Origin of the sequence: Streptomyces sp. NPDC047014, assembly GCF_040644195.1 — a bacterium.
Taxonomy (GTDB): domain Bacteria; phylum Actinomycetota; class Actinomycetes; order Streptomycetales; family Streptomycetaceae; genus Streptomyces.
Map to the genome: position 1 here is coordinate 1 of NZ_JBEYVX010000064.1, position 26,800 is coordinate 26,800.

At 74.8% G+C, this 26,800-nt stretch carries 25 protein-coding genes; 17 read left to right on the forward strand and 8 right to left on the reverse strand.

From position 1 onward, the window contains the following. Positions 1-134: 134 nt before the first annotated feature. Entirely contained in the window at positions 135-794 is a 660-nt protein-coding gene (locus ABZ873_RS25845; protein ID WP_360876247.1) for a TetR/AcrR family transcriptional regulator, read from the reverse strand. Between the two features lie 323 nt (positions 795-1,117). Between ABZ873_RS25845 and ABZ873_RS25850 the strand changes: the two genes are divergently transcribed. The 6 genes from ABZ873_RS25850 to ABZ873_RS25875 all read left to right on the forward strand — a co-directional run bounded on the left by ABZ873_RS25850 (position 1,118) and on the right by ABZ873_RS25875 (position 8,686). Further along, positions 1,118-1,918, forward strand: coding sequence for a phosphatase PAP2 family protein (locus tag ABZ873_RS25850; protein WP_360876249.1), 801 nt, complete (start codon positions 1,118-1,120; stop codon positions 1,916-1,918). After that, complete coding sequence (locus ABZ873_RS25855; RefSeq protein WP_360876251.1) at positions 1,915-2,781, forward strand: DMT family transporter; 867 nt, start codon at positions 1,915-1,917, stop codon at positions 2,779-2,781. The genes ABZ873_RS25850 and ABZ873_RS25855 overlap by 4 nt, the downstream gene beginning before the upstream one ends. Before the next feature lie 95 nt (positions 2,782-2,876). Then, entirely contained in the window at positions 2,877-3,374 is a 498-nt protein-coding gene (gene rraA, locus ABZ873_RS25860; protein WP_360876253.1) for a ribonuclease E activity regulator RraA, read from the forward strand. A 948-nt stretch (positions 3,375-4,322) separates the two neighbouring features. Then, positions 4,323-5,912, forward strand: a complete 1,590-nt coding sequence (locus ABZ873_RS25865; RefSeq protein WP_360876302.1) for a peptide-N4-asparagine amidase — start codon at positions 4,323-4,325, stop codon at positions 5,910-5,912. Between the two features lie 27 nt (positions 5,913-5,939). Continuing rightward, positions 5,940-7,685 carry a serine/threonine-protein kinase gene (locus tag ABZ873_RS25870; RefSeq protein WP_360876255.1) on the forward strand — a complete coding sequence of 582 codons (1,746 nt, stop codon included), beginning with the start codon at positions 5,940-5,942 and terminating at the stop codon, positions 7,683-7,685. A gap of 68 nt (positions 7,686-7,753) precedes the next feature. After that, entirely contained in the window at positions 7,754-8,686 is a 933-nt protein-coding gene (locus ABZ873_RS25875) for a squalene/phytoene synthase family protein (RefSeq protein WP_360876257.1), read from the forward strand. On the opposite strand, the gene ABZ873_RS25880 is transcribed toward ABZ873_RS25875, so the two are convergent. After that, complete coding sequence (locus ABZ873_RS25880) at positions 8,670-9,395, reverse strand: LysM peptidoglycan-binding domain-containing protein (RefSeq protein WP_360876259.1); 726 nt, start codon at positions 9,393-9,395, stop codon at positions 8,670-8,672. The genes ABZ873_RS25875 and ABZ873_RS25880 overlap by 17 nt on opposite strands. Before the next feature lie 376 nt (positions 9,396-9,771). Then, positions 9,772-10,671 (reverse strand): dihydrodipicolinate synthase family protein, encoded by a 900-nt coding sequence (locus ABZ873_RS25885; protein WP_360876261.1) that lies wholly within the window; start codon positions 10,669-10,671, stop codon positions 9,772-9,774. A gap of 71 nt (positions 10,672-10,742) precedes the next feature. Between ABZ873_RS25885 and ABZ873_RS25890 the strand changes: the two genes are divergently transcribed. The 5 genes from ABZ873_RS25890 to ABZ873_RS25910 all read left to right on the forward strand — a co-directional run bounded on the left by ABZ873_RS25890 (position 10,743) and on the right by ABZ873_RS25910 (position 16,072). Next, positions 10,743-11,708: a LysR substrate-binding domain-containing protein gene (locus tag ABZ873_RS25890; RefSeq protein ID WP_360876263.1), complete on the forward strand. Its 966-nt coding sequence runs from the start codon at positions 10,743-10,745 to the stop codon at positions 11,706-11,708. Between the two features lie 74 nt (positions 11,709-11,782). Then, positions 11,783-12,868: an S-(hydroxymethyl)mycothiol dehydrogenase gene (locus ABZ873_RS25895; RefSeq protein ID WP_360876265.1), complete on the forward strand. Its 1,086-nt coding sequence runs from the start codon at positions 11,783-11,785 to the stop codon at positions 12,866-12,868. Between the two features lie 168 nt (positions 12,869-13,036). Further along, positions 13,037-14,341 carry an alpha/beta fold hydrolase gene (locus ABZ873_RS25900; RefSeq protein WP_360876304.1) on the forward strand — a complete coding sequence of 435 codons (1,305 nt, stop codon included), beginning with the start codon at positions 13,037-13,039 and terminating at the stop codon, positions 14,339-14,341. A 75-nt stretch (positions 14,342-14,416) separates the two neighbouring features. Then, a complete protein-coding gene (locus ABZ873_RS25905) occupies positions 14,417-15,181 on the forward strand; it encodes a PIG-L deacetylase family protein (protein ID WP_360876267.1) in 765 nt (254 codons plus the stop codon). 57 nt (positions 15,182-15,238) lie between these two features. After that, on the forward strand, positions 15,239-16,072 hold the full coding sequence (locus ABZ873_RS25910; protein WP_360876269.1) for an enoyl-CoA hydratase/isomerase family protein: 834 nt from the start codon (positions 15,239-15,241) through the stop codon (positions 16,070-16,072). Between the two features lie 18 nt (positions 16,073-16,090). On the opposite strand, the gene ABZ873_RS25915 is transcribed toward ABZ873_RS25910, so the two are convergent. Then, on the reverse strand, positions 16,091-16,996 hold the full coding sequence (locus ABZ873_RS25915) for an SDR family oxidoreductase (RefSeq protein WP_360876271.1): 906 nt from the start codon (positions 16,994-16,996) through the stop codon (positions 16,091-16,093). Between the two features lie 50 nt (positions 16,997-17,046). Further along, the gene (locus ABZ873_RS25920) at positions 17,047-18,228 is read right to left on the reverse strand and encodes a hypothetical protein (protein WP_360876273.1); all 1,182 of its coding nucleotides are present in this window, start codon (positions 18,226-18,228) and stop codon (positions 17,047-17,049) included. A gap of 208 nt (positions 18,229-18,436) precedes the next feature. Between ABZ873_RS25920 and ABZ873_RS25925 the strand changes: the two genes are divergently transcribed. The 5 genes from ABZ873_RS25925 (at position 18,437) to ABZ873_RS25945 (ending at position 23,115) form a co-directional block, all read left to right on the forward strand. Continuing rightward, positions 18,437-19,414 carry an NADPH:quinone oxidoreductase family protein gene (locus ABZ873_RS25925; protein ID WP_360876275.1) on the forward strand — a complete coding sequence of 326 codons (978 nt, stop codon included), beginning with the start codon at positions 18,437-18,439 and terminating at the stop codon, positions 19,412-19,414. Next, positions 19,411-20,604: an acyl-CoA dehydrogenase family protein gene (locus tag ABZ873_RS25930; RefSeq protein ID WP_360876277.1), complete on the forward strand. Its 1,194-nt coding sequence runs from the start codon at positions 19,411-19,413 to the stop codon at positions 20,602-20,604. The genes ABZ873_RS25925 and ABZ873_RS25930 overlap by 4 nt, the downstream gene beginning before the upstream one ends. Then, positions 20,601-21,725 (forward strand): acyl-CoA dehydrogenase family protein, encoded by a 1,125-nt coding sequence (locus ABZ873_RS25935; protein WP_360876279.1) that lies wholly within the window; start codon positions 20,601-20,603, stop codon positions 21,723-21,725. The genes ABZ873_RS25930 and ABZ873_RS25935 overlap by 4 nt, the downstream gene beginning before the upstream one ends. 124 nt (positions 21,726-21,849) lie before the next feature. Then, positions 21,850-22,221, forward strand: a complete 372-nt coding sequence (locus ABZ873_RS25940; protein WP_360876281.1) for a tyrosinase family oxidase copper chaperone — start codon at positions 21,850-21,852, stop codon at positions 22,219-22,221. Positions 22,222-22,251: 30 nt separating this feature from the next. After that, positions 22,252-23,115: a tyrosinase family protein gene (locus ABZ873_RS25945; protein ID WP_360876283.1), complete on the forward strand. Its 864-nt coding sequence runs from the start codon at positions 22,252-22,254 to the stop codon at positions 23,113-23,115. Between the two features lie 69 nt (positions 23,116-23,184). Here ABZ873_RS25945 and ABZ873_RS25950 read toward each other — a convergent pair whose 3' ends face one another. Together ABZ873_RS25950 and ABZ873_RS25955 are read right to left on the reverse strand one after the other, a co-directional pair. Beyond that, positions 23,185-23,466, reverse strand: coding sequence for a chaplin (locus tag ABZ873_RS25950; protein WP_360876285.1), 282 nt, complete (start codon positions 23,464-23,466; stop codon positions 23,185-23,187). Positions 23,467-23,561: 95 nt separating this feature from the next. Further along, on the reverse strand, positions 23,562-23,885 hold the full coding sequence (locus ABZ873_RS25955; protein WP_360876287.1) for a hypothetical protein: 324 nt from the start codon (positions 23,883-23,885) through the stop codon (positions 23,562-23,564). A 98-nt stretch (positions 23,886-23,983) separates the two neighbouring features. Between ABZ873_RS25955 and ABZ873_RS25960 the strand changes: the two genes are divergently transcribed. Beyond that, complete coding sequence (locus tag ABZ873_RS25960; protein ID WP_360876289.1) at positions 23,984-25,456, forward strand: carboxylesterase family protein; 1,473 nt, start codon at positions 23,984-23,986, stop codon at positions 25,454-25,456. Here the strand turns inward: ABZ873_RS25960 and ABZ873_RS25965 are convergent. Continuing rightward, positions 25,434-26,693 (reverse strand): alpha/beta hydrolase-fold protein, encoded by a 1,260-nt coding sequence (locus tag ABZ873_RS25965; RefSeq protein ID WP_360876291.1) that lies wholly within the window; start codon positions 26,691-26,693, stop codon positions 25,434-25,436. The two genes, ABZ873_RS25960 and ABZ873_RS25965, sit on opposite strands and share 23 nt — an antisense overlap. Between the last annotated feature and the right edge of the window lie 107 nt (positions 26,694-26,800).

Sequence of the window (26,800 nt, forward strand, 5' to 3'; positions counted from 1 at the left end):
TCCCCATGTCCTGGCCCTCCGTCCCTCCCTCGTTCCCCACCCCCCCTCCCCCCCCCTCTCCCGCGTTCTCTCCCTGCCCCCCTTTCGCCGCCTCCCCCGCGTCCCCCTGCCGGCGGGGCCGGCGGCCGACCGGTTCAGGGGGCCTGTCCGGCCGTGGTTCCGGCGGGGCTGGCGGATGTGGTTCGGGCGGAGGGGGCGGGCGCGAGACCCAGGGCCGGGAGCATGACCGCGTCCACGAACCGGATCAGGTAGTCGGCGTCGGCGTAGCGCCCCTCCAGCACCGGGCGGATCCGCAGCATGCCCATCAGCTGGGCCGGCAGGAACTCCACGGCCGGATGGTCCGCCGTGATCTCGCCGCGCGCGACCGCCCGCCCGACCATCGCGCCGAAGGCGGCCAGCTCCGGCTCCACCAGCGCCTCGCACAGGGCCGCCTGCAGCTCCTCGTCGCTGAGCACGGCGTGCCCGAGGGCCTGCGTGAGGCGGGTGTCGCGCCCTGAGGTGCCGGCCGCGATCCGGGCCGCCTCGCGCAGATCGCCCGCGAGGCTGCCGGTGTCCACGGCGGCGAGGCTGCCCCGGCGGGTTGCGCGCAGGGCGGCGGCGACGAGGCGGGGCTTGGTCCGCCACTGCCGGTAGAGCGTGGACTTGCCGCAGCTCGCGCGGGCGGCGACGCCCTCCATCGTCAGGGCCTCGTAGCCGTGCTCGCGCAGCTGCTCCAGGACGGCGTCGAAGAACTCCTGCTCCCGCTCCGGGGTGATCTTGGAGCGGCGCGCGGGGGGCGGCGTCGTCGACGTCATGGGCTGCGGCTCTCCTCGGGGCGGCTCGACGGTGGGTTCCACCAGGAAGTGTACGGGAGACGTGACCGTATCGGTACACGAGCGTATCGATACGCCAATGTATCGATACACTGGCGTGTCGCGTTGCGCGCAACAGGAAGAGAGACCGGGGGATGACCTCGCACACCACGCCTGCCGGGACGGCGGGCGAAGACGGAAACGGAGCCGGAGACGGGGCCGGGCCCAGAGCCGGTGCCGAGCCCGGGGCCGCGCCCGGAGCTGAGCCCGGGGTCGCGGCCGGGGCCGCAGCCGGAGCCGGGCGCAGCGCCGCCCGGCGGCGGCTCGTGCGCGAGCTGCTGCTCGTTGCGGGCTTCTTCACCGTCTACAAGGCCGGCCGGCTGCTCTCGACCGACCGCACCGCCGAGGCGTTCCGCAACGCCGGGCGAATATGGGACGCCGAGCGGGTGCTGCACCTGCCCGGCGAGGACGCGGTCCAGCGACTGCTGCTGCACGGGGACGCCCTCGTGACCACCGCGAACACCTACTACGCGACCGTGCACTTCCCCGCGACCGCCCTCTTCCTGATCTGGCTCTACGTCCGCCGCCCCGGCCACTACCTGTGGACGCGGCGCGTGCTCGCGGTCCTCACCGGCACCGCCCTGGTCCTCCACCTCGCCTATCCGCTCGCGCCGCCGCGGATGCTCGACATCGCCGGGCTCATCGACACCGGCCAGGTCTACGGGCCCACCGTCTACCGGGCCGCGCCGGACACCGACACCCTGGCGAACCAGTTCGCCGCGATGCCCTCGCTGCACTTCGGCTGGGCGCTGATGCTCGCGATCGGCGTGATCGCCGCCACCCGCCCCGCCCCCGGATCCGGGACGGCCCGCTCCCGGCTGCGCTTCCTGTGGCTGCTGCACCCGCTGGTGACGCTCCTGGTCATCGTCGGCACCGCCAACCACTACTGGCTCGACGCGATCGTGGCCGCCGCCCTGCTCGGGCTCGCGCTGCTGGTGGTCCCGCGGCCGAGGCGGAACGATTCGCCGCCGGGCGGACCCGACCCCGCCGTACGGGAACTGCCCCGGCAGCGCGCTTCCGTGGAGGCGGCCCCCGTAGCGGCCGGTGCCGTAGGAGCGGGGCAGTGAACGACACCGCTCTCGCCGTCGGGCTCTGCCTCGGCTCGGCCGTCGCCTACGCGGCCGCCGCCGTCGCCCAGGAGCGGCTGGCCCGCGCCGGCCGGGCGCACAGCGCGCGGACGCTGATGGGCGCCGGTGCCTGGTGGTGGTCGGCCGGGCTGAACGCCGCCGCGGCGCTGCTGCACGCGGCCGCCCTGCGCTATGGGCCGCTCACCCTGGTCCAGCCGCTCGGCGCGCTCACCCTGGTGGCGGCCGTGCCCATGGGGGCGCGGCGCTCCGGGCGACGGGTGGCCCGTACCGAATGGCGGGGCACGCTCGCCACCGTGGCGGGGCTCGGCCTGCTGCTGCTCCCGGCCTCAGGGCCCGCCCCGGACGACACGCTCACGCTGGCCGAGGCCCTGGGGGTCTCCGGCGCCACCATCGCGGTCATCCTGGCGCTGACCGCCGTACGGGAGCCCGGCTCGGGGCTGCGGCACGCGACCGCGTCGGGGCTGGCCTCGGCGGTGGCGTCGGCCCTGACGCAGACGGTGGCGGTGGCGGGCGGGCGCGGGGGATCGCTGTTCAGCGTGCGGGTCGTGTCCGTGGCGCTGCTCGTGGTGGTGTTCGCGGTGGGCGGGATGCTCCTGTCGCAGCGGGCCTACCGGGGCGGCGGGCTCGGCGCCCCGCTCGCGGTGGTGAACCTCGCCAATCCGCTGGCCGCCGCGGCCATCGGCGCGTTCCTCCTCGGCGAACGCCTCCAGGGCGGCGCGGCGGGCCTGCTCCTGGCCGCCGCCGGAGCGGCGGCGGCGACCCGCGGAGTCATCCTCCTCACCCGCCTCCCGGCACCACCCCGCCCGGAACGCATGAGCCCCCGCACCCCGGCGACCGTCTGACCGCCGCCGGGGGCAGGCCCTGGGAAAGAGACGGCCTAGGGTGGGCGGGCCAGGTGCGACATCCGACTGCGAGCAGCGAGAGAGCCGGTACTCCGATGAGCGTCACCCCCGCCACCCCCGTCATTCCTGTCCCCACCGCCGACCTGTACGACGAGTACGGCGACTCCCTCGGCATCTGCACCACGGCCTTCCGCCAGTTCGGCGGCCGCCGGCTGTTCGCGGGGCCGGTGCGGACGGTCCGCTGCCACGAGGACAACTCCCTGCTGCGCGAACTCCTCCAGACGCCGGGGGAGGGCGCCGTCCTCGTGGTGGACGGCGGCGGCTCGCCCCGTACCGCCCTGGTGGGCGACCTCCTCGCGGGCGCCGCCGAGCGCAACGGCTGGGCGGGCCTCGTCATCAACGGCAGCGTCCGCGACAGCGCCGCCCTCGCCACCCTGGACCTGGGCATCAAGGCCCTCGGCACGATCCCCCGCAAGAGCGGAAAGACGGGCGCGGGCGCGGTGGACGAGCCGGTCACCATAGGCGAGATCACCTTCCACCCGGGCGACACACTCCACGCCGACGACGACGGCGTGGTACTCCTCCCCACCTGACCGGCCCACCCCGCCCCCGGCGGCGGAGCCGGCTGCGGCGACAACCGCATGGGCGGGGGCCCGGGGGCTGCGGCAGAGCAGCGAGGGCGGAGCCGGCTGCTGCGGCTACAGCCGCGCGAGCGGTGACGCGTGGCTGCGACGGCAACGGCGGCGACGTGGCTGAGGTAAGAGCGCGATGGCGGCTCCTGCGGCAACGGTGAGGGCGGGGACGGGCCCGGCCGCGACAACGGCGGGACGGCGACGGCAGCCGCTCCGCCGACGGTGCTGCGGCAACACCGCGCAGGGGGGATGGTGACTGCGGCGAGACCAGCCATGGCCGCTCTTGCTGCGGCAGCTGGGGCGGTGACGCGGGCTGCCGTTCCGGCGGCGGCGCTGCGGCGACAACCGCGCGAGCCAGGGCGGGGGCCGCCGCGATGCCCGCGCGAGCGGGGAGGCGGGGACCCGCAGGCATCCACGGATCAGGTCCCGGGCGCGATGCCCGCGGGAGCGGGGTGGCGGGTACCGCGACAACGACGACGGGGGCGACGGCAGTTGCCGCGAGAGTGGGGGCGGGTGCGGTGGTCGGCAGCGAGAACCGGCCACGGTCGCCGTACCCGCCCTGGTTCGGGACGGCCCGGCGGGTTTCACTGCCGGTTCATGAGACGACCCCACAGGATCACCGGCCTGCTCGGCGCGTTCACGCTCGCCGTTGCCGCCCTGGCTGCCGCTGCCCCAGCGAACGCCCAGCCCGCTGTTGCCCTTGCTCCCGCCGATCCGGCGCACGCTCAGCCCGCCGCTGCGCTGGTCACCGCCGGTCGGGCGAACGCGCAGCCCGCCGCTGCCCTTGCTCCCGCCGATCCGGTGCACGCTCAGCCCGCCGCTGCGCTGGTCACCGCCGGTCGGGCGAACGCGCAGCCCGCCGCTGGCCTGGCTCCCGCAGGGACGGTCCACGCCCAGCCCGCCGCTGCCCTGGCTCCCGCAGGGACGGCCCCCGCGCAAGCCGCCGGAGCGGCCCAGCCCGCCGGCGGCCCCACCCCGCCCGCCGAGTTCGGGACCGACTGGCATGACCCGGTTACCCCCGCCCCGGCCATAGCCACGCCACCGACCCGGGCCTGTCGGGTGGTGCTCGCCGTTGCCGAGTTTCGGGACTTCACGCCCTATCGGGGCGACTACACCCCGCCCACCGGCTGCGGCCACTCCGCCTGGGCCAAGGTCGTGCTGCGGCTCGACGGGAAGGTCAAGGGGCGGCAGTACGACCGGCTGGGGCATGTGGCCGTCGGGGGCGTGGAGGTGCTGCGGACCTCCACCCCGCAGCCCTCGCCCGACGGCATCACCTGGTCCGTCGAGAAGGACGTCACCCGCTACCGCGACACCCTCGCCCGCCCGCAGCCCGTCGAAATGCTCATCGGCAACGTCGTCGACGACACCTACACCGGGGTCATCGACGTCACGGTGACACTGACCTTCTACGCCGCCGACCGCCACACCCCCGCCCCCGACACCCCCGACCGCGTGCTGCCGCTCACCTCCCCGGCCGTCACCACCCCGCGCAACACCGAACGCCTGCTGGCCGAGGTGTACGCCACCGGCTCCGGCGGCGGCTGCGAGGAGTACTGGTACCTGACCACCCCCACCGCCGCCCCCTACTCCTGCAAGGCCGACGGCGGCGGTCCCCACCGCGAGGTCCGCATCTCCGTCGACGGCCGGCTCGCCGGCATCGCCGCGCCCTTCCCCACCGTCTGGACCGGCGGCTGGTCCAACCCCTTCCTCTGGTACGTCACCCCCGCCCCCCGGGCCTTCGACGTCCAGCCCGTCCTCTACGACCTCACCCCCTACGCCGCCCTCCTCAACGACGGCCGCCCGCACCGCATCGACGTCACCGTCGCCGGCGTGCCCGCCGGGCAGAGCGGCTGGAGCACCCCCACCAACCTCCTGCTCTGGCAGGACGAGGCCCGCACCGTCGTTACCGGCGCCCTCACCCGGCACCAGGAGAGCGCCCCCACCGGCCACTCCCGCTGGACACCCGCCGCCCCCGGCACCCCGCACCGGCTCGACACCGAGGGCGCCCACCGGCTGACCGTCTCCGGCCACCTCGACACCTCGCACGGCCGCGTCACCACCACCGTCACCCGCTCCGTCCGCCACGACTCCGTGCACCGCTGGACCGACGGCGAGAGCAGCGACGCCCTCGACGCCACCTGGACCGACGAGGAGAGCGTCACGCACGGCCCCGTCACCACCCGCACCACCCGTACGTACACGATGAACGGCGAGACCACCCTCGGCCCCGGCGACCGGCTGCGCACCGTCCTCTCCCTCGGCGACCGCGCCGACACCCGGACCCTGCGCGGCGGCCGCACCCTCACCACCGGCCGCCTCGACGACCGGTACACGGGCGACGCCACCTACACCGCGAACGTCCCCCGCGACCAGCGGCACGCCGTCGGCACCACCACCGCCCGCCACCGCCTGTACGGGTCGATGGCCCCCGGCGGGTGCTACGACCGCACGGTCGGGACCGTCCAGGGCACCGTGACGGTGGACCGGCGCCACTGCTGACACCGCGGGCGCCTACGATGATCCGCCATGGACACGAGTGAGGCCGGCAGACAGCTGATCGACGGGCGCTTCGAACTGGTCGCGCCCCTGGGCAGCGGCGGTATGGGAACGGTATGGCGGGCCAGGGACATCGCCCTGCACCGCGAGGTCGCGCTCAAGGAGGTGCGGCCGCCGGACCCGGCGACCGCCGCCGCCCAGCCGGAGCTGGCCGAGCAGATGCGCGAGCGCGCCGTCCGCGAGGCCCGCGCCCTCGCCCGCCTCGCCCACCCGCACGTCGTGACCATCCACCACATCGTGGAGCCCGCGGACGGCGCCGAGGGCCACCCGTGGATCGTCATGGAGATGGTCAAGGGCGGCTCCCTGCACGACAAGCTGGAGTCCGGCCCGCTGCCGCCCGCCGAGGTGGTGCGGCTCGGCCTCGACGTGCTGTCCGCGCTGCGCGCCGCCCACGCCGAAGGCGTCCTGCACCGCGACGTGAAGCCGGCCAACGTCCTGCTGCGCCCCGACGGCTCCGCCGTCCTCACGGACTTCGGCATCGCCGCCCTGCACGACTCCACCCAGCTCACCGCCACCGGCGTGCTCATCGGCTCGCCCGAGTACATCGCGCCCGAGCGGGTCCGCGGCGAGGAGGGGCTGGCCGCCTCCGACCTGTGGTCGCTGGGCATGCTGCTCTACGTCGCCTCGGAAGGGGTCAGCCCGCTGCGCCGGGCCACCAGCCTGGCCACGGTCGTCGCCGTCCTCGACGACCCGATCCCCGCGCCCGCGCGCTCCGGCGCGCTGGGGCCCGTACTGGAACAGCTGCTGGTCCGCGACCCGGCCGTACGGCCCGACGGGGCGCGGCTGGAACAGCTGCTGCGGGACGCGAGCGCCGCGCTCGGTGCCGACGCGGGCGCGCGGCGGCCGTACGCACCCGCCGCTCCGGCCACTCCCGCTACGCCTGCCACTCCCACCCCGCCGCCGGCCGGGTCCGGCAGTCCGTACGGGCAGTTCGGGCCGTACTCCCCGTCCACCCCACCGCCGTACGGACCGGGCGTCCCCGGCGGATCCCCGTACGCCGGGCCCGCCGCCACCACGCCCGTGGGCGCGGCCCCCGCACCGGCCCGCCGCACGCGCCCCGCCCTGCTCGCCGCCGTGGCCGCCGCCGTCCTGGTCGCCGGTGTCGTCGGCGTGGTCCAGCTGCTGCCCGGCGGGTCCTCCGGCGAGGACAAGGCCAGGGGCGCCACCGACCGCACCGCCGTCGCGAGCTCCGCCAACCCCGCCACCCCCGCCGCCGGGAACGGCGCCACCGCCCCGGCGGTGCGGGCGGACACCCCGAAGGCGGACGCGCCCCGGACGGACCTGATGACCCCCGAGGGGGTCCGTACGGCCGTGGAGGCGTTCAAGAAGCAGGCGGGGACGACCACCTTCGTCGACATGGTCCTCTACGACGGCTACATCCTCGCCTCCATCCCCACCGCCGCCGGCGCCGAGACCGTCGACTCCTGGCAGTACCGGGACGGCGCCGCCTCGCGCACCGGCCCGGACGGCACGGTGGACAGGACGAAGCCGCTGATCGACATGGCGGCCGTCAACTGGGACACCCTGCCCAGCCTGCTGGAGCAGTCCAAGAGGGACCTCAAGGTCGAGAAGCCGACCTCGCGCCACGTCATCATCGACCCCTGGATGATGGACAAGACCCCGGCGATCCGGACCTACCTCAGCGACGAGTACGGACGCGGCGGCTACATCCTGTGGGGCATCGACGGCAAGCTCCGCAAGGTCTACGCCAGCTGAACCGCCGGCCCCGTTCCCCCCTGCCCCGTTCCCACTTGCCCCCCACAAGCGCCGAGGAGCACCCCGCCATGCCCCGCTGGAGCACCACCCTCACCACGGCAGGCATAGCCGACCCGCGGCTGCGGGAGGACTACACGCACGCCGCCCGCCGGGTGCTCCGCCGGGAGTCCGCGCCGTACCTCGCGCTGCGGCTGCTCGCGGCGCCGCCGCTGGTGCCCGCACTGGCCTCCGGTCTGGCCTTCATGAACCTGGTCGACGACGTGGCCGAGACCGGCAGCCTGCGGGAACGGGCCGACGGTCTCGCCGCGTTGACCGAGCGGGTGGAGGCGGCGCTGAGGACCGGGGACAGCCCGGACCCGGTGCTGCGCGCCTACGCCCACGCCGTGGACACCCGCGGCCTCCCCGCGCACTGGGTGTCCCGCTTCCTGGAGGGCGCCGCCACCGCCGAGGCGGGCTTCGACGGCTTCGCCGACGAGGACGCCTTCCAGGGGTACCTCGACGCCTACGCCTGGCCCGGGGTCCTGGTCTTCACCGGCCTCCAGTACCAGGGCGGCCCCGATCCGGAACAGGCCGCCGGCTGGCGGCGGTTCACCGAGGCCGCGCAGCGCGTGGACTTCCTCGCCGACCTCCACGGGGACCTCGCGGAGGGCCGCCTGTGCCTGCCGCGCGCCCGCCTCGCCGAGCACGGGGTGACCCGCGCCGATCTGGAGGCGGCGCGTGACACCCCTGCCGTACGGGCCCTCCTCGCCGCCGAGACCCGGCGCGCCCGCGCCTCGCTCGACGCCACCCGCGGCCTCCTCGACCTCGCCGTGCCGGGCCTGCGCCCCGTGGTCGCCACGATGGCGGACCTCATGGCGCATCAGCTGACGGCGGTGGAACGGGCGGGCGCGGGCGCCCTGCGGCGGGACGTCGGCTACGGGACCGTCGCACCCCTGCGGATCCTGCTGCGCGCCGCCCGCCGCCGTCATACCGTCCAGGACGCGCCTAGTACGCGCCGTTGACGTTGTCGATCGACCCGTAGCGGGCGGCCGCGTAGTTGCAGGCGGCGGTGATGTTGGCGACGGGGTCGTAGGAGTCCGTCGAGGTGCCCGGCACGTGGTAGGCACGGAAGGTCGGGTCGATGACCTGGAGCAGGCCCTTGGAGGGGATTCCGTTCCGGGCGTTGATGTCCCAGAGGTTGATGGCCTTCGGGTTGCCCGAGGACTCCCGCATCACATTGCGGTGAATTCCGTTGTAGCTGCCGGGAATTCCGTGCTTGGCCATGACGGACAGGGACTCGCGGATCCAGCCGTCCAGAGTGTCGGGGTAGGCGGTCGCGGGCTTGGCCGCCGCGGCCGTCTTCGCCTGGGTGCCGAGGCTCAGCTTGATGCCCGGACGGATCACCGACGGGTTGTCACCGACGACCCCGCGGTTCGCCGCGTAGAGCTGCTGCCATCCGCCGCTCACGGAATGCGTGGCGGCGATCTCCGAAAGGGTGTCGCCGGCGACCACGGAATAGGTGGCGGCCTTGGCGGGGGCCGCGGGAAGGGCGGTGGGCGCCTTGGCAGGCACCACCGCGAGCGCGGTGGGCGCTTTGGCCGTCTCCACCGCTCCGGCGGTGGTCGCGCTGATCAGCGGCAGGGTGAGGACGGCGCCACCGGTGCCGGCGAGGGCCAGCTTGCGGGTGATCGGGTTCTGCTTGGGACGGCGGTGCTTTCCCTTTGCGGGCATGGCGGAATTCCTCACCTGGGGGGACGGGAGAGCCCGGGAGGCGGCCGATCGGGGGAGCTCGCCACCAGGAACGAGGTGACCGTAAATGAGCTCTGGCGAGAGGAACAAGGCCCGAATTCCGCGTATAGATCGACATCTCGCCGGAGTGCCGGTAAATGACCTTGTGGATTGTCATGAGAAAAGGCCGATTCCCTTTCCGGGGAAAGGGAATCGGCCTCTCGGGGCAAATGATGTTGTCCGGTCCGGCGTGACTGACATCACGGGTGCCGGGCGGTGGGCTCAATAGGGGCAAGTCCGGCCTCTGACGGCCTCATTCGGGCGACTGGCGCGTAGGTGTCAAATCGCCCATCGGGGACTCTTTCCGGCGGGAAAGGGGCTACGGCAGCAGCTCCAGGGCATCCGCCACGGCCCTCCGCGAGGCCGGCAGCAGCGGAAGCCGTACGTCCGGGGTCGGAATGCGGCCCTGCGCGTGCAGCACGCCCTTCACCACGGCCGCCCCGGGCTCCGCGAACACCGCCGCCGACAGCCGCGCCAGCGGATGCCCCAGCGCCCGCGCCTGCAGCGCGTCTCCCGCCCGCCACGCCCCGGACAGCTCCACGAACCGCTCCGTCGCCAGATGGGCCGAGGCCAGGATCCCGCCGGGCGCCCCCAGCGCCATCAGCGGCGAGGCGTACACATCGTCCCCGGCCAGGACCGCGAACCCGTCCGGCAGGTCGCCGAGCAGCGCCACGGCGTCCTCGTCGACCCGGCCGCCCGCGAGCTTCACCCCGGCGACGCCCGGCAGCGCCCCGAGCGCCCGCAGCGTGGCCGCGTCGAGCGGCTGACCGGTCCGGTAGGGGATGTGATAGACGATCAGCGGGACCGGACTCACCTCGACCAGGCGCGTGAAATGCGCCAACACCCCGGCCGCCGAAGGCCGGACGAACGGCGGTACGGTCACCAGCGCCGCCCCGGTCCGCGGCCACCGGGCCAGCCGGGCGAGCGCCGCCTCGGCGGCCCGGGTCCCGGAGGCCCCGGCGCCCACCGTCAGCAGGGCGTCCCGCTCCCGGCAGACCCGGGCGCAGACGTCCGTGACGAGGTCGCGCTCCGCCTCCTCCAGCGCGGCCGCCTCCCCGGTGGTGCCGAGGGCGACGATCCCGGTGGCCCCGGCGTCGAGGACCTGGTGCGCCAGCGCCTCCAGTGCCTCGGCGGCGACCTCCCCGGTGGCGGCGAAGGGGGTGACGAGCGGTACGTGGATCCCGTACAGCGGAAGCGTTCCTGCGATGTCCTGTGCCATACCGAAGAGCCTCACCCGCCCCGAGCCGCGAATCCAGTTCGCGTTTCTTACCCGACCCGTAAGCTGAGCCGATGCTCGACGTACGCCGCCTGCGCCTGCTGCGCGAACTCGCCCGGCGCGGCACCATCGCCGCCGTGGCCGAAGCGCTCGCTTTCAGCCCTTCGGCGGTCTCCCAGCAGCTCGGCGTGCTGGAACGGGAGGCCGGCCTGCCGCTGCTGGAGCGCACCGGCCGCCGGGTGCGGCTCACCCCGGCCGGGCAGAACCTGGTCCTGCACGCCGAGGCAGTACTGGAACGGCTGGAGCGGGCCGACGCCGATCTGGCCGAGGCGCGCGGCGGCCTCGCGGGCGCGCTGCGGATCGGGGCCTTCCCCACGGCCACCCGCGCCATCGTCCCAGCCGCCCTGGTGGACCTCGCCCGGCGCCACCCGGGCCTGGAGCCGATGGTCTCCGAGACCGACCCGGCGGAGGTGGCCCACGCCCTGCGCGCCGGGGACCTGGACGTGGCGCTGGTGCACGCGTACGACTTCGTACCGGCCGCGCGGGAGCCGGGACTGACCACCGAGCCGCTGTACGGCGAGGCGATGTACCTGGCCGTACCGGGGGCGGACGCCCCGCGCGAAGCCGCAGCCGCAGCCGAGACGGAGGCCGATTCCGGCGGGGTGCCCGAGCAGGGCGCCGTCCTGCGGGCCCACGCCGCCGCGCCCTGGATCACCGCCACCCCCGGCACCCTCTGCCACGCCATGACCGTACGGGCCTGCCAGGCCGCCGGATTCACCCCGCGGGTACGCCACCGCGTGGACGAGTTCGCCACCGTGCTCGCACTGGTCGCCGCGGGCCAGGGGGTGGCCGTCGTACCGCAGCTCGGGGTGGCGGAACCGGCCGATCCGGCCGTGCGCCTCACCCGGCTGGCCATGCAGCGCCGGACGAACCTCGCCTTCCGCAGCGGGGCCGGCACCCACCCCGCCGTGGCCGCCTTCGGCGCGGCGCTCCGGGCCGCCGTACCGCCGGATCTGGCCGGGTCGCGCGCCGCGGGGTGACACAACTCCCGTACCGGCGCACACGCGTGTACGTTCGGTGATCCAGAAGCATTCGATCGAGAGCGGGGTACGACGTGACACATCGCGTACGAGGGGTCATCGCGCGGAGCAAGGGCGCACCGGTGGAGACGACGACGATCCTCGTGCCCGACCCGGGACCGGGCGAGGCCCTGGTCCGCGTGCAGGCGTGCGGGGTCTGCCACACCGACCTCCACTACCGCGAGGGCGGGATCAACGACGAGTTCCCCTTCCTCCTCGGCCACGAGGCCGCCGGTGTCGTCGAGTCGGTCGGCCCGGACGTCACCTCCGTGGCGCCCGGTGACTTCGTCGTCCTCAACTGGCGTGCGGTGTGCGGCACCTGTCGCGCCTGCCGGCGCGGCCGCCCCTGGTACTGCTTCGCCACGCACAACGCCACCCAGCCCATGACCCTGGAGGACGGCACCCCGCTCTCCCCGGCCCTGGGCATCGGCTCCTTCGCCGAGAAGACCCTGGTCGCCGCCGGCCAGTGCACCAAGGTCGACCCGGCCGCCTCCCCGGCGGCCGCCGGACTGCTCGGCTGCGGGGTGATGGCGGGCCTCGGCGCCGCCCTGAACACCGGCAACGTCGGACGGGGCGACTCCGTCGCCGTCATCGGCTGCGGGGGAGTGGGCAACGCGGCCGTGGCCGGGGCCCGGCTGGCGGGCGCCTCGAAGATCATCGCGGTGGACCTGGACGACCGGAAGCTGGAGTGGGCGCGCGGCCTGGGCGCCACGCACACCGTCAACGGCCGCACCGAGGACGTGGTCAAGGCCGTGCAGGCCCTCACCGACGGCAACGGCGCGGACGTGGTCATCGAGGCCGTCGGCCGCCCGGAGACCTACCGGCAGGCGTTCTACGCCCGCGACCTGGCCGGCACCGTGGTGCTGGTCGGCGTGCCCACCCCGGAGATGAAGCTCGAACTGCCGCTCCTCGACGTCTTCGGGCGCGGCGGCTCCTTGAAGTCCTCCTGGTACGGGGACTGCCTGCCCGAGCGCGACTTCCCGCTGCTCATCGACCTCTACCTCCAGGGACGCCTCGACCTGGACGCCTTCGTCTCCGAGACCATCCCGCTCGACGGGGTGGAGGACGCCTTCGCCCGCATGGAACGCGGCGAGGTCCTGCGCTCGGTCGTCACCTTCTGAGACACCGCGAGAGGCCCCACCAGGAGGGCCCCACGGCGAGGGGCCCTCTGCGCAGGGCCCCTCGGCGGCACCTCCTAGACTCGGGCGGACCGCACGCCCGCGCCCGCCGACACCCGGCCGGGCGCGGGCTTTCCGTACCTCGTCCACCCCAGGGGGCCGCCCGTGACCATCGTCGACAGCTACCGCCAGCCCGGCACGGTCCTCACCGACCACCGCTTCCACGTCCCCCTGGACCACGAGCGCCCGGACGGCCCGCAGATCGAGCTGTACGCCCGCGAGGTCGTCGCCGCCGGCAAGGACCCCGAGGCGCTGCCCTGGCTGCTGTACCTGGAGGGCGGTCCCGGCTTCGGCGCCCGCCGGTTCATCGGCCGGCAGGCATGGCTGGGGCGGGCCCTGGAGGACTACCGGGTGCTGCTGCTCGACCAGCGCGGAACCGGCCGCTCCACCCCGCTCAACCGGCAGACGCTGCCGCTCCACGGCACCCCCGCCGAGCAGGCCGAACACCTCTCCCACTTCCGCGCCGACTCCATCGTCCGCGACGCCGAGGCCATCCGCCCCGGCCTGACCGGCGGCGCCCCCTGGACCGTGCTCGGCCAGAGCTTCGGCGGCTTCTGCGCCACCCGCTACCTCTCCCACGCCCCCGAGGGCCTGGCCGCCGCCGTCATCACCGGCGGCCTGCCCTCGCTCACCGCCACCGCCGACGAGGTGTACGAGGCCGCGTACCCGCGCATCGCGCGCAAGAACGCCGCCCACTACGCCCGTTACCCCATGGACGTCGAACGCGCCCGCCGGATCGCCGCCCACCTCGCGGAGCAGCCGGCCGGGCTGCCCGGCGGCCACCTCCTGACCGTGGAGGCGTTCCAGTCCCTCGGCATGCTCCTGGGCGGCGGCGACGGCAGCCACGAGCTGCACTTCCTCCTGGAGGACGCCTTCGTCCCCACCTCCTCCGGTCCGGCCCTCTCCGACGCCTTCCTGGAGGGCGTCCGCGCCCGGCTCTCCTTTGCCGGACACCCCCTCTACGCGCTGGTCCACGAGGCCATCTACGCCCAGGAGCCGGCCACGCCCACCGCCTGGGCCGCCGACCGGGTCCGCGCCGGCCACCCCCGGTTCGACGCCCTCAAGACCCTCGCCGGGGACGAGCCGCTGCTCTTCGGCGGCGAGACCATCCACCCCTGGCACTTCACCACCGACCCCGCGCTCGCCCCGCTGCGCGAGACCGCCGACCTGCTCGCCGCCCGCACCGGCTGGCAGCCCCTCTACGACCCGAGCCGCCTCGCTGCCAACGAGGTCCCGGTCGCGGCCGCCGTCTACCACGACGACATGTACGTGGACGCCGGCCACTCCCTGGAGACGGCCCGCGCCATCCGCGGCCTGCGCACCTGGGTGACCGACGAGTTCGAGCACGACGGACTGCGCGCGGGCGGCCCCCGCGTCCTGGACCGCCTGCTGTCCCTGGTGCGCGACGGGGCATGAGCCGGACGGGCGGCGCCCCGGCCCGCGCGGCCCGGGGCGCCGGCCGCGGGACTCCCGTCGCCTAGGGTGCGGGACATGACCGAACGAGCCGATCAGCAGCCGCCCTTGCAGCCCATGCCCACCGACTGGACCCGCGCCCTCGCGGTGGTCGCCCACCCGGACGACCTGGAGTACGGATGCGCCGCGGCCGTCGCGGACTGGACGGACGGCGGCCGCGAGGTCGCCTACCTCCTGGCCACGCGCGGCGAGGCGGGCATCGACTCCCTCGCCCCCGGCGAGTGCGGCTCGCTGCGCGAGGCGGAGCAGCGCGCGAGCGCGGCCGTCGTCGGGGTCTCGGAGGTGGAATTCCTCGACTACCGGGACGGGGTGATCGAGTACGGCCTCGGCCTGCGCCGGGACATCGCGGCGGCCATCCGGCGGCACCGCCCCGAGCTGGTGGTCACCCTCAACCACCGCGACACCTGGGGCGGCGCCACGGGCGGCGGCTACTGGAACACCCCCGACCACAAGGCGGTCGGCCGGGCCACGCTGGACGCGGCCGGCGACGCGGGCAACCGGTGGATCTTCCCCGAACTGCTCACGGAACAGGGCCTGGAGCCCTGGGACGGCGTGCGCTGGGTCGCCGTGGCCGGCTCCACCACCCCGACGCACGCGGCCGACGCGGGGCCCGGCCTGGAGCGCTCGGTGGCCTCGCTGCTGGAGCACCGTACGTACATCGAGGTCCTGACCGACCAGGACCCGGAGGAGTACGTACGCACCTTCCTCACCGGCAACGCCCAGCAGGCGGCGCCCCGCTTCGGCGGCCGCCCGGCGATCCCGTTCGAACTCTTCCCCCGCTGAGCCGCCCGCCCTACCCTGACGGCCGGTCAGCGGGGGAAGGGCGGGGGCGGACACACGATGATCGACACCATCTCCACGGAGATCCCGGAGGGCGAGGAGCGGATCCGGCTGGAGGTCGCGGACGGGATCGCCGTCCTCACCCTCTGCCGCCCGGACCGGCTCAACGGCTGGAGCTGGGAGTCCAGCCGCCAGCTGGGCCTGTACGCGGACCGGATCCGCTTCGACCCCGCCGTCCGGGCGGTCCTGCTGCGGGCCGAGGGCCGGGCGTTCTGCGCGGGCATCGACACGACCGCCCCGGGCGGCGCCGTCACGGGCCGGTCGGCGGCCGAGCGGACCCGCGACTACTACGAGGGCATCCGCTGGGTCCACGAGCGCTTCGCGGTCCTCGCCCGCCTCCCGCAGCCGTTGGTGGCCGCCGTCCAGGGCTACTGCCTGGGCTTCGGCTTCGAGCTGGCCCTGATGGCCGATGTCCGCGTCGCCGCCGAGGACGCCGTCTTCGCCCTGCCCGAGGCCCGGCTCGGCGTGGCGGTGGACGCGGGCGGGGACCTGCGCATCGCCCGCGAGGCGGGGGCCGGGTGGGCCAAGTACCTGGCGCTGACGGGCCGCCGTATCGACGCCGCGACGGCCGAGCGCCTGAACCTCGTCCAACTCGTCGTCCCCGGCGAGGAACTGGACACCGCCTCGCGCGCCCTGGTGGCCGAGATCGCCGCCAACGCCCCGCTCGCCGTCCAGGGCATCAAGCGGGCCGTCGACGCCTACGCGGACGCCGCCCTGCCCGCCGCCCTGGACCGGGTCGCGATGACCGCGGCCCTGACCCTCACCTCGGACGACTGCCGCGAGGGCTACGGAGCCAAGGCGGACCGCCGCCCGCCGCACTTCAAGGGCACCTGACGGCCCCGCCACCCGCCGCTACGGCCGGAACGGCCCGCGCCCCAGCTGCTCGCGCACCGGGACCACCTCCGGGTTGACCACCGCCCGGCGCTGCCAGTTCCCGCCGTCGACCACCAGGGTGTGCCCGGTGACGAAGCGGGCGTACGGGGAGGCCAGGAAGGTGGCGGCCCAGCCCAGCTCGCGCGGCTCGCCCACCCGCAGGGCGGGCTGCCGCGCGTCCCGGGCCCCGGTGCGCCCGGCCGCGGCCCCCTCCAGCCCGCCCCGGATGTCCGCCGTCATATCGGCGTGCGGGAACAGCCCCGGCACCAGCCCGTTGATCTGGATGCCGTACGGACCCCACTCGACGGCGAGCGTCCGTACCAGGTTGTGCACCCCGGCCTTGGCGGCGGCGCTGTGGGCGAAGCCGGGCCCGCCCGTCCAGGCGTACGAGGCGCCGATGTTCACGATCGAGCCCGGGGTCCCGGCGGCGAGATGGCGGCGGCCGAACTCGCGGGTCATGAACCAGGTGCCGGTCAGGGTGATGTCGACCACCGCCCGCCAGGCGCCCGGGGTCAGGTCCTCGGCGGGGGAGGGGAAGTTGGCGGCCGCGTTGTTGACGAGCACGTCCGGCAGCCCGGACGCCGCCTGGGCCGCGTCGAAGACCTCCGCGACCCGCTCCGGGTCGCGGATGTCGCAGACGGCGGCCGCCACCCGGCCCGCGCCGGGGACGGCCGCCAGCTCCTCCCGGGCGGCGGCGAGCCGTTCGGGGCGCCGCCCGGCGATCACCAGATCGGCGCCGAGCCGGGCGAACTCGGTGGCCACGGCCTTGCCCAGGCCGGTGCCGCCGCCGGTCACGAGGACCACCTGCCCCGCGTACGTACCCGGGGGCAGGGCGGCGGATCCGGCCGGCGGCGGCGCGGGCAGACCGCGCTGGGGGTTCTCCATGCGCCCATCGATAGCGCGCGGGCGCCGCGATCGCCATGCCCGCGACGGGATCAGCCCTCCGGTGTGTACGCCTGCTTGCTCGCGCAGGTCCACAGCACCGCGTCGCTCGCCTGCGACTGGCGGTCGGTCACCGTGCCGCCGACCCGGTCGTCGTCGGCCGCGGCGAAGGCCCGCGTCAGCGGTACGGCGCCGGGGGCGACGGCCGGGGCGGGCAGGACCCGCGGGGCGCCCGCGCCGGACCAGTGGACGGCCCGGTAGGAGGTGGCGTAGGACTCCTCGAACTCGGTGGCGGTGCCCACGGCCACGTTCGTCGTCGGGCTGCTGCCGTCGAACTCCAGGTGGCCGTAGCCCGGCACGCGGCCCGGGTCGGTGGGCAGGGCCTCGTAGGGCTTCTTCCAGACGGCCGGGGTCCGCCGCGGGTCGTTGCGGTAGTGGTACGCCTCCAGGCCGACCACCCGGCCGCGGTCGTCGATGTCCCGGCCGAGCGTGGCGAAGGAGGCGTGGTAGCCGTTCCACACCTCCAGGCTGTACGGCGGGTAGCCGCCGCCGGCCGGCCAGACCACCGGGAAGGTCTTGGTCACCTGGATGTCGTTCGCGCTGTCGAAGTACGAGCCGCTGACGGTGCCGACGATGTCCCCGCGCTTGTTGATGCCGGTCAGCGCGACGACCTCGCTGCCCGCGATCGCGTCGGCGGGCACCGGCAGTTCCCGTACGACCCGCCCGTTCAGCCACTCCTTGCCGACGCCGCCGTCGACGGCGACGACCCGGCCGGAGGCGTTGACGTCGGCGGCCACCTCGACGCCGGGCGCGGACGGCGCGGTGAGCGCCGTCGAGACCGCGCTGCCCAGCTGGTGGGTGAAGGCGACCGAGGTACGGTCCGCGGTGCGCACGGCCGTGCCCACCAGCAGTCCCGCGGCGCTGACCGCCGTGGCGCGGCCCCGGTCGAAGCCTGCGGGCAGCGGGACGGCGTGGGCGGTGTGCTCGGCGCCCGTCCAGTAGGCGGGCCGGCCGCCGCTCTCGCCGAGCGCGAGACCGGCCGCGCCGAAGCCCCGTACGGCGCCCCCGCTCTGGCCGGGCAGGGCCGGCAGGACCTCGACGGCGGGTGTGCAGGCGGCCGGGGCGGTGCCCGCCGGGGCCGCGGCCGAAGCCGGTCCGGCGGTGGTGATCAGCCCGGTGAGCAGGACGGCGGCCCCCGCGGCGGCCGTCGTGCCCCTCATGGCGAATCCGCTCATATGTGTCTCCCCCTGGTGTCGTGCGGCGGGGCAGCGGCTCCCGCCCGTTGATCTACGGGGGCCATGCTGCCCGACGGGCACACCCTTCGCACACGCTTTCGTACGGAGGGTCGCGCTCCAGGTCAGGGCCCATGGGTTCACAGGAATGCAAGCGACCGCTTAGTATGCGCCCGGAGCGTGATCCCTCGACGGCGGCTGGAGGCCCCGGATGCAGGCATGGCGAGTACATACCCCCGGTGAGCCCCGTGAGGCCCTGCGCCTCGAAGAGGTTTCCGAACCCCGGCCCGGCGAGGGCGAGGTGAGGCTCCGGGTGCTCGCGACCGCCGTCAACTTCCCCGACGCGCTGCTCGTCCGCGGCCAGTACCAGATCCGCCCGCCGCTGCCCTTCACCCCGGGCGTGGAGATCTGCGGCCTCACCGACGAGGGCCAGCGCGTCATCGCCACCCCGAGCCTGCCGCACGGCGGCTTCGCCGAGTACGTGGTCGCGCCCGAACGGGCCCTGCTCCCCGCCCCGGAGGGCCTGAGCGACACCGAGGCCGCCGCCCTCCACATCGGCTACCAGACCGGCTGGTTCGGCCTGCACCGCCGGGCCCGGATCCAGCCCGGCGAGATCCTGCTCGTGCACGCCGCCGCCGGCGGGGTCGGCAGCGCCGCCGTCCAGCTCGGCAAGGCCGCCGGGGCCACCGTCATCGGGGTCGTCGGAGGCAAGGCCAAGGTCCGCACCGCCGAGGAACTGGGCTGCGACCTGGTGATCGACCGTAGGGCCGAGGACATCGTGGCCCGGGTCAAGGAGTACACCGAGGGCCACGGGGCCGACGTGGTCTACGACCCCGTCGGCGGCGACGCCTACACCGCCTCCGCCAAATGCGTGGCCTTCGAGGGCCGGATCGTCGTTGTCGGCTTCGCGAGCGGCACCGTACCGGCCCCCGCCCTCAACCACGCCCTGATCAAGAACTACTCCGTGCTCGGCCTGCACTGGGGGCTCTACGCCGCCAAGGACCCGATCTCCATCGCCGCCTGCCACACCGAACTCACCCGCCTCGTCGCCTCCGGCGCGATCACCCCCCTGGTCAGCGAGACCATCGGCCTGCCCGACGTCGCCGACGCCGTCCAGCGCGTGGCCGACGGCACCACCACCGGCCGCGTCGTCCTGGCCCTGCCCGGGGACGGGAGCACCGCCCGATGACCGCGACCACCGCCGAGCTGCTGACCGCCCGCGTACGGGACCTGCTCGCCGCGCACCCGCCCGCCATCACCCCCCGCGCCGACTTCCTGCGCGCCCGCTTCGACGCCGGACTGGCCTGGGTCCACTACCCCGAGGGCCTGGGCGGACTCGGCGCGCCCCGCACCCTCCAGAGCCTCGTCGACAGCGAACTGGAAGCGGCCGGCGCCCCCGACAACGACCCCCGCCGGATCGGCATCGGCCTCGGCATGGCCGCCCCCACGATCCTCGCCTACGGCACCGACGAGCAGAAACGCCGCTTCCTGCGCCCCCTGTGGACCGGCGAGGAGGTCTGGTGCCAGCTGTTCAGCGAGCCCGGCGCCGGCTCCGACCTCGCCGCCCTCGGCACCCGCGCCGTCCTCGACGAGGACACCGCCACCTGGGTCGTCGACGGCCAGAAGGTATGGACCTCCAGCGCCCACACCGCCCGCTGGGGCATCCTCGTCGCCCGCACCGACCCCTCACTCCCCAAGCACCAGGGCATCACCTACTTCCTCTGCGACATGCACGCCCCCGGAGTCGAGGTCCGGCCGCTGCGCCAGATCACCGGCGAGGCCGAGTTCAACGAGGTCTTCCTCACCGGCGTCCGCATCCCCGACACCCACCGCCTCGGCGCCGTCGGCGAGGGCTGGGCCGTCGCCCGCACCACGCTGATGAACGAACGCGTCTCCATCGGCGGCATGCGCATCCCCCGCGAGGGCGGCATGATCGCCCCCGTCGCCGCCGCCTGGCGCGAACGCCCCGCCCTGCGCACCCACGCCCTCCACCAGCGGCTGCTGGAACTGTGGGTGGAGGCCGAAGTGGCCCGCCTCACCGCCGAGCGGCTGCGCCAGCAGCTCGCCGCCGGACAGCCCGGCCCCGAGGGCTCCGGCATGAAGCTCGCCTTCGCCCGCCTCAACCAGGAGATCAGCGGCCTGGAGGTCGAGCTCCTGGGGGAGGAGGGCCTGCTGTACGACGACTGGACCATGCGCCGGCCCGACGGCGTCGACTTCACCGGCCGCGAGGCCGGCTACCGCTACCTGCGCGCCAAGGGCAACAGCATCGAGGGCGGCACCAGCGAGATCCTCCTCAACATCGTCGCCGAACGCGTCCTGGGCCTGCCCCCCGAGCCCCGCGACGACAAGGACCTGGCCTGGAAGGACCTGAGCCGATGACGGCACGGACGGACCTGCTCTACTCCGACACCGAGGACGAGCTCCGCTCGGCGGTACGGGACCTCCTCACCGACCGCTGCGCCGCCCCGGCCGTCCTCGCACGGGCCGAGAGCGGCCGGCCGCACGACCCCGCCCTGTGGCGCACCCTCGCCGCCGACATCGGCGCGGCGGGCCTCCTCGTACCCGAGAAGCTCGGCGGGCAGGGCGCCGGCCACCGGGAGGCGGCCGTGGTCCTGGAGGAACTGGGCCGCGCCGTCGCGCCCGTCCCCTACCTCACCAGCGCGGTGCTCTCCACCGAGATCCTGCTCGGCTGCGACACCGCCGAAGCCCGCCCGCTGCTGCGGGAGCTGGCCGCCGGGGGCACCGTCTGCGTGCCCGCCGTACCGCTGACCCTCGCCCCGGGCGCGCCCCTGCCGGCCCCCGTCCGGGACTCCGGCGGCGGCGTCCTGACCGGCACCGTCACCACCGTCGCGGACGCCGCCGCCGCGGACCTCCTGCTGGTCCTGGCCGACACCGGCCTGCACGCCGTCCCGGCCGCCTCGGCCACCCTCACCCCGCTGACCCCGCTGGACCTGACCCGCCCGCTGTCCACCGTCACCCTGGAAGGGGCCGCGGGCACCCGCCTCGCCGACCCGGCCACGGCCCGCGCGGCCGTCGCCGGGGCCCTGCTCTCCGGGGCGGGTCTGCTCGCCTCCGAGCAGGTCGGGCTGGCCGAGTGGTGCCTGACCGAGACCGTCCGGCACGTCCGCGGGCGCTACCAGTTCAACCGGCCCGTCGGCTCCTTCCAGGCCCTCAAGCACCGCCTGGCCCGGCTCTGGCTGGACGTGGCCTCCGCGCGCGCCGCGGCCCGCGCCGCCGCCGACGCCCTGGCCACCGCCGCGCCCGACGCGCCGCTGACGGTGGCCGTCGCCCAGGCGTACTGCTCGGGCGTGGCCGTCCGCGCCGCCGAGGAGTGCGTCCAGCTGCACGGCGGCATCGGCATGACCTGGGAGCACCCCGCGCACCTCTACCTCAAGCGGGCCAAGGCCGACTCCCTGGCCCTGGGCACCGCGGGCCACCACCGCGGCCTCGTGGCGGACTTCGCGGAACTCCCGGCGCCGGTGGCCGCCCCGGGGACCTGAGCCCGGCCGCCCGCCCCCCTGCCCCGGTTCGCGTCCGGGGAGGCCGGGCGGGCCCGCGGGTGACCTCGCCCGCCGCGCGGCGTTAGACCCGTAGCCGCCGGTCACCGAGCGAGGGAGAGACCGTATGTCCGCAGCATCCGCCGCCGCACCCCTGACCCGCCGCGCGGTCCTCCGTACGGCCTTCACCGCGGCGGTGCTCGCGGGCACCGCCGCGGCCCTGGCCCCCGTACTGCGCGCCCGGCGCCCCCGGCAGACCCTGACCCCGGCGCCCCTGGCCGAGGAGGAGACCTACCGCGGCCGCCACATCGCCGTGGACGTCGCCGGGGTACGCATCGACGGCCGCCCGCTGCACGTCATGCGCCGGGCCGACGGCAGCTACCTGAGCGGGATCAACCACTTCCAGTCCTACCCCACCCCACTGGAACTGGCCCGGGCCGCCGTCGACGAACTGGGCACCGCCCAGCTGGCGTCGGCGGCCGCCCCGCACCACGGCTGACACCACCACGGGAACGGGAGGACCCCCGCCTTGCACACCCGGCAGAACCAGAAGAACCTCACCAGCGCCCAGAAGAAGCGGTTCACGGCGGCCGTACTGGAACTCAAGCGCAGCGGTGCCTACGACGCCCTCGTGCGCACCCACGACAAGTACTTCGTGCCCGACCGCGACCGCAAACTGCGCGTCGGCCACATGTCCCCCTCCTTCTTCCCCTGGCACCGGCTCTACCTGCTGGAGTTCGAACGGCAGCTGAGGGAGATCGACCCGGGCGTGACCGTCCCGTACTGGGACTGGACCACCGACAACAGCCCCGCCTCCGCCCTCTGGGCCGACGACTTCCTCGGCGGCACCGGGCGCGCGAGCGACCGCAAGGTGATGACCGGCCCCTTCGCCCACGACCGGGGCAACTGGACGGTGACCGTGGGCATCACGGAGTCCGCCTTCCTCACCCGCAACCTGGGCCGCCCGCAGAACCCGATCGCCCTGCCCACCGCCGCCGAGCTCCAGTGGGCCCTGGACGACCCGGTCTACGACGTGGCCCCCTGGGACTCCACCGCCACCGCCGGCGGCTTCCGCAACAAACTGGAGGGCTGGGCGGCCCCGCGCAGCGAGCGCTGGCGCAACCACAACAAGGTGCACCAGTGGATCGGCGGCCACATGACGGGCGGCACCGCCCCCAACGACCCGGCCTTCTGGCTGCACCACGCCTTCGTGGACCTGCTCTGGGACCGCTGGCAGCAGCGCCACCCCGGCTCCGGCTACCTGCCCGCCGCCCCCCTCCCGCTCGGCGACCTCCAGCGCGGCCGGGTGATCGCCCTCGACGAGCCGATGCCGCCGTGGGACATCACCCCGCGCGAGACCCTGGACCACAGCCGCACCTACCGCTACGCGTGAGGCCACCGGCACGGGGAAGGGCCCCCGCCGTCCGGCGGGGGCCCTTCCGTGGAGCCGTCGATCAGGTGATCAGTGGCCGTAGCCCTCGGTGTGGTGCGCCTCGTCGCCGCCGGAGGCGTTGACGCAGGTGTTGCCGAACGCCGGGTTCAGCAGGCCGACCACGTTGACCGAGTTGCCGCAGACGTTGACCGGGACGTGGACCGGAACCTGGAGCAGGTTGCCCGAGAGGACACCGGGGGAGCCGACCGCCGCACCCTGCGCTCCGGCATCGGCGACAGCCAGACCCGCACCGGCGACCACGGCGCTGCCGGTGACAGCGGTGATGGCGAATGCCTTCGCGATACGCGACATCAAGATCTCCTCATGAGATAAGGGGCGCCACAGAATCTGTGGCATTTGACATGGCATACAACGCCGCGGTGGCCGATCAGTCACGGCCGCTGGGCCTACCCGGTGACAGGAAACCGGACGGACGCGAAGTACGGCCGCACCTGGCTCACCTCGCCCGCCCGCAGCACCCCGACGACCCGCCCGGAGCAGTGCGCCCCCTGGTACAGGGTCACCGACCCCCGGGTCCGGTTCGTGACCGCCCGGGTACCGCCGCCCTCCGCCTCCACGCAGCCCCGGGGGGCCGTCAGGCCGTGGACCCGGTCGTCCTGGCCGACGTACTGGAAGTCCGGACCGGCCGCCGCGTGCGCCTGGCCGACGAGGTACGAGCTGCCGAGGAGCAGCAGGGCGGGCAGAGTGTGGGGGATACGCAGGATTCGCATGCCGGTCCAACCGGAGCGATCGGGGCGACGGTCACGGCTTGTCACCCCTGGGACGGCTGTGCGAGCGTGCGCCGGTACCAGCACCGCAGGAGGACGGGATGAGCACAGAGGACGCCACCGACGGCAGCCGGCCGCGGGCCGGGACCTCGGCCGGTGCGGTCGAGGGCCGGTTCCGGCCCGACGGCACCGCCGTCTTCCTGGGCATCCCCTACGCCGCCCCACCCGTCGGGCCCCTCCGCTTCGCCGCCCCGGCGCCCCCGGCCCCCTGGGACGGCGTACGGCCGGCCACCGCCTTCGGGCCGACCGCGCCCAAGGTGCCCTACCCCGAGACGTACGCCGCCCTGCTGCCCGACCCGGTGATCCCCGGCGACGACTGCCTCAGCGTGAACGTGTGGACCCCCGACCCGACCCCCGGCGCCGGGCTGCCCGTCATGGTGTGGATCCACGGCGGGGCCCACACCCGCGGCTCCTCCGCCGTCCCCGTGTACGACGGCTCCTCCTTCGCCCGCGACGGGATCGTGCTGGTCTCCTTCAACTTCCGGCTCGGCGTCCTCGGCTACGGGCTCTTCCCCGACGCCCCCGCCAACCGCGGCCTGCTCGACCAGATCGCCGCCCTCACCTGGGTGCGCGAGAACATCGAGGCGTTCGGCGGCGACCCCGGCCGCGTCACCCTCTTCGGCGAATCCGCCGGGGCCATCAGCATCGGCGCCCTGCTCGCCGCCCCCCGCGCCGCCGGCCTCTTCCACCAGGCCGTCCTGCAGAGCGGCGCCCCCGAGGCGCTGCCCCGGCCCCGGGTGCGGTCCATGGTCCGGCGCATGGCCTCGCTGCTCAAGGTGGAAGCCACCGCGGCGGCCTTCACCGCCGCCTCCCTGCCCGACCTGATGGCCGCGCAGGCGGCCGTCCTGCGCCGGTCCGGCCCGCTGGTCGGCGGCCCCGCCTTCGGCCTGGTCGTCGACGAGCACAGCCTCCCCGGCGACCCCCTCGACGCGCTCGCGGCGGGGGAGATCTCCGCCGCCGTACCGCTGCTGCTGGGCTGGACCACCGAGGAGTACCGGCTGTGGCTGGCCCCCACCGGCGGCATGCGCGTCCTGGACCGGCTGGGCCCGCTCGCGGTGGCGCTGGCCAGGGCCCGCACGGGCAAGGACCGGGCCGCCGTCGCGGCGCTGCGTGCGGCCCTGCCCGGGGCCGGGGCGGCCGATCTCGCGGGCCACCTGATGACCGACCGGCTGCTGCGCGACCCGCTGCGTCGGCTCGCGGGGGGCGACCGGGAGGCGCCGAGCTACCTGTACGAGTTCGGCTGGCCCTCCGGGATCCCGGGGCTCGGCGCCTGCCACGCCCTGGAGATCGGCTTCGTCTTCGACACCCTGGCCGTGGCGGAGGCGTCCTGGCTGGCCGGGCCGGAGACCCCGCAGGCCCTCGCGGACGAGATGCACGCGGCCTGGGTCCGCTTCGCGGTCTCCGGTGACCCCGGATGGCCCGCCTGGGACGGCAACGGCACGCCGAGATCCTTCGGCGTGCCGGAGCTTGCGGGTGCGGAGGTCCCGGTCGTTATTCGACGGGCCCTTCCATGACCTCGCTGATGAACTGGATCGGCCCCTCGCCCATGTTCGGGACGTAGGTCTTGGCGTTGTGCTTGCCGCCGGGGATCACCCGCAGGGTGGTGTGGACCGGGCCCTTGTTGCCGTAGGTGGCCACGAATTTCTGCACGTCCGGCAGGGTCCTCTTGTTGCTCTCGTTGTCCCCGACCTGGAAGGCCAGGTAGACATCGGGGCCCTTCTTCTCGATGAGCTGCTTCGCCAGCAGCTCCGGGTTGTTCTCGGCCTTCTCCTTGTCGTGGCCCTTCCACAGGGAGGAGTCCGGGACGATGTCCGGGCCGGAGGCGATCGCGGCCTTGAACTTGTCCGGGTGCTTGAGCACGGCCTTCATGCTGGCGAAGCCGCCGGTGGAGGAGCCCATGTAGGCCCAGCCGTCGCGGGACTTCACCGTGCGGAAGTTCGCCTTCATCAGGTCCGGCACGTCCTCCGTCAGCCAGGTGCCCATCTTGGGCTGGCCGGGGATGTCGGAGCCGTCCCAGTAGACGCCCTTGGTGTCCGGGCCCGGGTTGAGCACCGGCATGGCCAGCAGGAAGGGCTTGCTCTTGCCCTCCGCGTACCACTTGCTGATGCTCTTCTGGAGGCCGAGGTCCGTGCCCATCCAGTAGTTGCTGTCGTACCCGTCGCCACCCGGCAGGGCGATCAGCACCGGGAAGCCGCTCTTGGCGAACTTGGGGTCGTTGTACTCCTTCGGAGCCCAGACCCAGACCTTGCCCTTGAAGCCGGACTTCTTGCCGTCCAGCGTGGTCACGGCCACGTGCGTGCCGTCACCCAGGGTCATCGTGTTCTTGAAGTCGGCGGCGGGGCCCGTCGGCATCAGCATCTTGGAGTTCGCCGGCTGCGGGGCGCTGCCGCCGTCCTGGCCGCCCTTGCCGCCCGCGGGCGGCTTCCCGAAGGACACCGCGGAGCCCTTGTCGGTGAACGGCGGTATCTCGAAGTAGGCCATCACGCCCGCGGCGATACCCCCGAGGGCGAGCACCGAGATCCCGGCGATCAGCCAGCGCCGGCCCCGGGACCTGCGGCGCGGGGGCTCGGGCGGTTCCTCGTGGCCGCGCTGGTGCTCGTGGCCGCGCGGCTGCTCGTAGGCGGGCTGCTCGCCGTACGGCTGCTGCCCGTACGACTGCTGCCCATACGGCTGGTCCCCGTAGGGCGGCTGCGGGCTCCGTCCCTCCGGCCGGTACGGCTGGTACTGCTGCCCCTCGGGTGCGTACGACATCTGCGGTGGCTCTCCGACTGGTGCTGCGCCCGGAGGGGCGGATGATCTGATGATCTGGCGTTCGGTTCTTCCGTTCGGAAGATGAACGAAAGTACGCCACAGTTCCG

Excerpts from the sequence above, each read along its gene's own strand:
- ABZ873_RS25845 (WP_360876247.1), bottom strand. The coding sequence starts at position 794 with ATGACGTCGACGACGCCGCCCCCCGCGCGCCGCTCCAAGATCACCCCG.
- rraA (WP_360876253.1), top strand. The coding sequence starts at position 2,877 with ATGAGCGTCACCCCCGCCACCCCCGTCATTCCTGTCCCCACCGCCGAC.
- ABZ873_RS25870 (WP_360876255.1), top strand. The coding sequence starts at position 5,940 with ATGGACACGAGTGAGGCCGGCAGACAGCTGATCGACGGGCGCTTCGAA.
- ABZ873_RS25875 (WP_360876257.1), top strand. The coding sequence starts at position 7,754 with ATGCCCCGCTGGAGCACCACCCTCACCACGGCAGGCATAGCCGACCCG.
- ABZ873_RS25880 (WP_360876259.1), bottom strand. The coding sequence starts at position 9,395 with ATGCCCGCAAAGGGAAAGCACCGCCGTCCCAAGCAGAACCCGATCACC.
- ABZ873_RS25885 (WP_360876261.1), bottom strand. The coding sequence starts at position 10,671 with ATGGCACAGGACATCGCAGGAACGCTTCCGCTGTACGGGATCCACGTA.
- ABZ873_RS25890 (WP_360876263.1), top strand. The coding sequence starts at position 10,743 with ATGCTCGACGTACGCCGCCTGCGCCTGCTGCGCGAACTCGCCCGGCGC.
- ABZ873_RS25905 (WP_360876267.1), top strand. The coding sequence starts at position 14,417 with ATGACCGAACGAGCCGATCAGCAGCCGCCCTTGCAGCCCATGCCCACC.
- ABZ873_RS25910 (WP_360876269.1), top strand. The coding sequence starts at position 15,239 with ATGATCGACACCATCTCCACGGAGATCCCGGAGGGCGAGGAGCGGATC.
- ABZ873_RS25915 (WP_360876271.1), bottom strand. The coding sequence starts at position 16,996 with ATGGAGAACCCCCAGCGCGGTCTGCCCGCGCCGCCGCCGGCCGGATCC.
- ABZ873_RS25920 (WP_360876273.1), bottom strand. The coding sequence starts at position 18,228 with ATGAGCGGATTCGCCATGAGGGGCACGACGGCCGCCGCGGGGGCCGCC.
- ABZ873_RS25925 (WP_360876275.1), top strand. The coding sequence starts at position 18,437 with ATGCAGGCATGGCGAGTACATACCCCCGGTGAGCCCCGTGAGGCCCTG.
- ABZ873_RS25930 (WP_360876277.1), top strand. The coding sequence starts at position 19,411 with ATGACCGCGACCACCGCCGAGCTGCTGACCGCCCGCGTACGGGACCTG.
- ABZ873_RS25935 (WP_360876279.1), top strand. The coding sequence starts at position 20,601 with ATGACGGCACGGACGGACCTGCTCTACTCCGACACCGAGGACGAGCTC.
- ABZ873_RS25940 (WP_360876281.1), top strand. The coding sequence starts at position 21,850 with ATGTCCGCAGCATCCGCCGCCGCACCCCTGACCCGCCGCGCGGTCCTC.
- ABZ873_RS25950 (WP_360876285.1), bottom strand. The coding sequence starts at position 23,466 with ATGTCGCGTATCGCGAAGGCATTCGCCATCACCGCTGTCACCGGCAGC.
- ABZ873_RS25955 (WP_360876287.1), bottom strand. The coding sequence starts at position 23,885 with ATGCGAATCCTGCGTATCCCCCACACTCTGCCCGCCCTGCTGCTCCTC.
- ABZ873_RS25960 (WP_360876289.1), top strand. The coding sequence starts at position 23,984 with ATGAGCACAGAGGACGCCACCGACGGCAGCCGGCCGCGGGCCGGGACC.
- ABZ873_RS25965 (WP_360876291.1), bottom strand. The coding sequence starts at position 26,693 with ATGTCGTACGCACCCGAGGGGCAGCAGTACCAGCCGTACCGGCCGGAG.